A 2,965-nucleotide genomic window follows, 5' to 3' on the forward strand; every position below is an offset into this window, starting at 1 on the left:
GTACAACGCGAAGTGTTTGACGCTGGTCATCAGCGAGTGGCGGCCCGTCAGATCATCACCCTGAAAGGCTTTGACCATGATCCGCGCGATGTCGGCCGTCAGCCACGTATCTTCGCCAAACCCTTCCGATACCCGTCCCCAGCGCGGATCGCGGGTGATGTCGACCATCGGCGCCCAGGTCATGTTGAGGCCGTCCTCGGTCGCTTCATAGGCGGAAACGCGCGCGGAGGTGGCGATAGCTGCCTCATCCCAGCTTGACGCCAGCCCCAGCGCAATCGGGAAGATCGTGCGCTGGCCGTGTACCACGTCATAGGCGAAAAAGAGCGGGATCTTGAGGCGGCTGAGCTGCATCACCTGATCCTGCATCGCGCGGATATCCTGCCGCGTCACGGTGTTGAAGATCCCCCCGACCTGCCCCTGGCGAATCATCTCGCGAATGGCGGCCTTCGGGTTATCCGCCCCGACGCTGATTAAGCGAAGCTGACCGATCTTCTCTTCCAGCGTCATTTTCTTCAGCAGATCGTTGACGTAGGCATCACGCTGTTGCGAAGAGGCGATTAAGGCAGTTGGAGGTGTCGTCAGCGCCGTGGTCTGTGCGGCGGCGGGATGGCAAGCAATTCCCATTGCAATCGTCAGTGAAGTAAGCCATTTCATTATGTTTACGGACCTAATCAATCCCGTTTCAGTCACGCGTGCCAGAACTCAGGATACAGTTGGGGACAGAGGAGTCATCGGCTTTTCCTCCCGAACGATCAGAGGCGATGTTCCAACGTAGCTACCTTATGGACAATGCGGTTTTTCCGCGCTTAATCATAGTTGATTTCAGTACGAAATTTTATCAGGTTGTCGAATAAATAGGAGAATTTACCCGAAAAAACAACGTGTAATAGGCGGGAAAGCAGGAGTAAAGAGAACGTAAGAAAGTGTGTCGCCTGACCGACGCCGGGCGACACACTCAGAAAGGAAACCGCGGTCGATTAACGACGAGCCCGGGTCAGTGCTTTATCCAGCGCACCCACCAGCCAGTCGATGTCTTGCGTCTGGAATGCCAGCGGCGGACGCAGCTTGAGGACATTACCGTACGGCCCCGCGACGGAGGTCAGCACCCGCTCTTCGCGCAGGTGTTCGATCACCGCGAGCGCCAGCGGTTTGTCCGCCGTTTTGTTCTCCCGATCGCTGACCAGTTCAAAGCCGATGAACAGCCCCGCGCCGCGCACGTCGCCGACGCACTCGTGACGCTGCGCCAGTGCCGCCAGCTCTTGCCTGAGGCACGCACCGACGGTTTTGCTGTGCTCTTGTAACCCTTCGTCGCGGATCACTTTCAACACTGCCTGCGCGGCGGCCATAGACACCGGGTTGCCGCCGAAGGTGTTGAAATACGGGATCTCATCGCTGAAAGCGGCCAGCACATCGGCCTTCGCAAACAGCCCGGAAACCGGAATGCCATTCCCCATCGGTTTCCCCATCGTCACAATATCCGGCACGACGCCGTGGCGCGCAAAGCCCCAGAACGTGTCGCCGGTGCGGGCGAATCCCGGTTGAACCTCATCCGCGATAAAAATACCGCCGTTGGCGTGCACCACGTCGATGGCCGGTTGCAGGAAACCGACCGGGTCTGGCAATACGCCGTCCGATGAAAAGATGGAGTCGGCCAGAAAGCCAGCGAACTTGATGCCGTGGGCGGCCATATCATCGATCTGTTTCTGAATTTCGTTGGCGAACCAGACGCCAAGATCCGGCGCGTTCACCCGGTAGCGATCCGGCGCAGGCACCAAGCGCGTCGTGGCCGCCAGCGGTTGTCCGCTGCCGAGCGCGGGGGACGCGCCGGAGGTCAGGTCGCTGGTGCCATGGTACGCCTCCTGACTGACGATAATCCCGGTGCCGCCGCTGTAAGCGCGCGCCACGCGGATCGCCAAATCGTTGGCCTCAGAGCCGGTACACATGTACATCGCTTTGGTAATTTCAGGCGGCAGGGTCGTCAGCAAGTCTTCGGTGTAGTCCAGAATGCGTTCATGCAGGTAGCGGGTGTGGGTATTCAGCTGGCTCATCTGCTCTTGCACCGCCGCAATCACGGCGGGATGACAATGACCGATACTGGCGACATTGTTGTAAACATCCAGATACTGTTTGCCGCTGGCATCCCACAGGTACTGGCCCTCGCCGCGAACCAGATGCACCGGATTGCGGTAGAACAGGCGGTAGGATTCACCGAGCACTTTACTGCGTTTGTCGGTCAGTTGGCGGATATCCTGGCTCAGCGCGTCGGCGTGTTCCGCCCGAAAACTGTTGGTATCCATGATGGTTGAACGTGTCGCCATAACTACTCCCCTGAAAAATGAACGGTGGATCAGATGGACGCCGCCTGCAGCAGAGCCGCTTAACACGATCCGGTGGGGGCCACTTTATACCAAAAGCAATAAAGTACACAAACGCAAAAATATGCACTATTTTGGTGCCAGTGAATGCACTGCGACGCCCCTTTCCCTCAGCTTTTTTGAGTTTTACACGGAGGAAAACTACGCTTAGTTTGTGCATTTGTCCTGAGTCAGGATCAACGTGTATGATTCACGGCAGCTATATGATTGATACACAGGGGACGTCTGCACGCACAGCCTTCGTGGCAAAATCCCCAAATATGCACAAAAACACACAGTTCTACTCCATAGACTCCTCATTGCACCACGGACAGTCGGCAAAACGGCCACCGGAATTGTGCAATAAGGGAGTGAAAATGCGCCTTAAGTGATATTGTGCGGCCGCCGGACGGCGCTTTACGCGGCGTTCTCTATGGCTTATCCGGCGCAATGGCGGAAGCTCCCCGCCCATTGTGAACATCATTAGTGGGTGTATTTACCCTCAGGAAAAGAATCTCATGTTAGAAGAAACGCGGTTGCACCGTATCCGTGCATTACTGTCGACGTTAAACCGGGTCAGTACAGAGCCTGTCTCTTATACACATCTGACG

General features: G+C 56.8%; 2 protein-coding genes. Both read right to left on the reverse strand.

From position 1 onward, the window contains the following. A partial coding sequence (locus Q7O77_RS16485; RefSeq protein WP_304169785.1) for a glycoside hydrolase family 3 N-terminal domain-containing protein occupies nucleotides 1-654 on the reverse strand: 654 nt, incomplete at its 3' end. Nucleotides 655-977: 323 nt separating this feature from the next. Further along, on the reverse strand, nucleotides 978-2,318 hold the full coding sequence (locus Q7O77_RS16490) for an aspartate aminotransferase family protein (RefSeq protein ID WP_304169787.1): 1,341 nt from the start codon (nucleotides 2,316-2,318) through the stop codon (nucleotides 978-980). Nucleotides 2,319-2,965: the final 647 nt, after the last annotated feature.

The organism is Lonsdalea britannica, from assembly GCF_946477055.1.
In the GTDB taxonomy this organism is placed as follows: Bacteria; Pseudomonadota; Gammaproteobacteria; order Enterobacterales; family Enterobacteriaceae; genus Lonsdalea; species Lonsdalea britannica_A.

What these genes read in the sequence shown, in the direction of transcription:
- Q7O77_RS16490 (WP_304169787.1), bottom strand. Translation starts at nt 2,318, where the DNA reads ATGGCGACACGTTCAACCATCATGGATACCAACAGTTTTCGGGCGGAA.